The organism is Actinoplanes sp. NPDC051633 (genome assembly GCF_040681735.1).
In the GTDB taxonomy this organism is placed as follows: domain Bacteria; phylum Actinomycetota; class Actinomycetes; order Mycobacteriales; family Micromonosporaceae; genus Actinoplanes.
The window spans coordinates 1-1,717 of the sequence record NZ_JBFAZH010001444.1 but is presented as its reverse complement, the minus strand read 5'-3'; the positions used below and the strand labels follow the sequence as shown (position 1 = coordinate 1,717).

The following is a 1,717-nucleotide window of genomic DNA, read 5'->3' as shown; positions in this document are numbered from 1 at the left end:
CCGCCGCCCGTCGGGACCCTCGAACGACAGGTCCGGCGGCGCGGCGGGCGGGCCGAGCAGGTCCGGCAGCATCCGCCCGAAGGTGCGCAGCTTGGCGGCCCGGTAGGTGCGGGACCGGACCACCTCGGCGTAGACGCCGAGCGAGGCGTTGTTGACGAACACCCGGTCGTTGACCTGGCCCAGGTCCACCGTGCGCTCGACGCCGTCGGTGAACGCGTCCAGCGCCCGCGCCACGTGGGCGCGGTCCAGGCCCAGGTCGAGCGCGAAGTGGTTGCGGGTGCCGGACGGCACGCAGACGAACGCGATCCCGTGCCGCACGGCGGTGGCGGCGACGATGGCCTGTGACCCGTCGCCGCCGGCCATGCCGAGCACGTCGGCGCCGTCGGCGACGGCCTGCTCGGCGAGCTTGGTCAGATCGTCGCCGGGCTCGAGCGTGATCACCCTGATCCCGCGTCCGGTCGCCGCGCCGGCCAGGTCCAGGCGGATCGCGGCGCCGTCGCCGGACCGCGGATTGACGATCAGGACGCCGTGGCGCGCGGCGCCGACCGCGCGGACCTCGACGCCGGCCGCGGGCAGAATCGCGGTGTCGGCACCCAGCGCGTACCGGCCGGCCAGGGCGAAGACGCCCAGCAGGAAGAGCTGCAGGATGAGCACCGACAGGCTGGCCAGCAGGACGAGGGCGGCGGCCAGGACGGCAACCACGACCGCGGCGATCCGCAGGATCCCGCGCCTGGTCAAGGCGTACCAGACGGCCACGGTGGTCACCGCGACGGACACCACCAGCGTGGTGAGGTTGGCCGGATGGCGGTAGGTGACCTCCAGGCCGGCGAGCACCGCGAAGGCGGGTGCGGCCAGCGCGACCAGCGCCGCGAGGCGGCGGGCGAGGCCGGGCCGGGCCGGGCGGGTTTGCGTGCTCATGGTGAGACGCTGTCACGGTCGGCACTGACGCGGAAGCGTGTACCGAGCAGTTCGGATAAGATCGGAGGGTCGCTCCAGACCCTGGCGGCGTGACAGTCCGCGATCGGCGGACGCGCTGAGCGGTGCAGGTCCGTCAGTCGGACCACCGGTGGGGAACGGGTCACCATGGTCGAGATGAAGCGCGCGACCGAGACGTCTTCGGTCGTCAACGCGCAGCCGCCTGCCGAGCGACAGCAGCTGGAGCGGTGGACGCTCGATACGTTCGGGGAGCTGCACGCGCTGCGTGGTTCCTTGCACCAGGTCATCGTCGAGAGGATCTCCGACGGTGGCGCGCGGCGCGTCGTGTCGGAGCGGTTGGCGATCGTGGCGACCGAGCTGGCGACCAACGCCATGGTGCATGCCGGGCCGCCCACCACCGTGCGCCTCTTCCGCACCAGGACGTCCTTCGTCGTCGAGGCCTCCGACAACGATCCCGGGACCGCGCCCAGGATCGCCGACAATCCCGCTCTCGGCGTCGGCGGTCTCGGGCTGCGTCTCGTCCACGACCTGTCCGTGGGAATGGGCTATCACCTCGACGGCGGGACGAAGTGGGTATGGGCGGAGGTCGGAACCCGGTCGTCGTAGGTGCATCCATCCGGGCCCGCACCGGCGAAGCATGAGGCGGTGGCACTTCAGCCGCCCGTACCCGGGAGGAAGCACCCAGATGAGGTTCACCCGACTCGGAAAGCAGGCGGTCGCCGTCGCGGCCGCCGCGATCGCGGTCGCCGGCCTGACCGCCGCGCCCGCGAGCGCGCACGGC

At 72.9% G+C, this 1,717-nt stretch carries 2 protein-coding genes; one reads left to right on the top strand and one right to left on the bottom strand.

Annotated elements, in window-relative coordinates; translation table 11 throughout:
• Positions 1 to 918: diacylglycerol kinase family protein (locus tag AB0M20_RS41900; protein ID WP_364306929.1), on the bottom strand; the 918-nt coding region annotated here is incomplete at its 3' end.
• 174 nt (positions 919 to 1,092) lie between these two features.
• On the opposite strand from AB0M20_RS41900, the gene AB0M20_RS41895 reads away from it, so the two are divergent.
• Complete coding sequence (locus AB0M20_RS41895) at positions 1,093 to 1,542, top strand: ATP-binding protein (RefSeq protein ID WP_364306928.1); 450 nt, start codon at positions 1,093 to 1,095, stop codon at positions 1,540 to 1,542.
• The last annotated feature ends 175 nt before the right edge of the window (positions 1,543 to 1,717 follow it).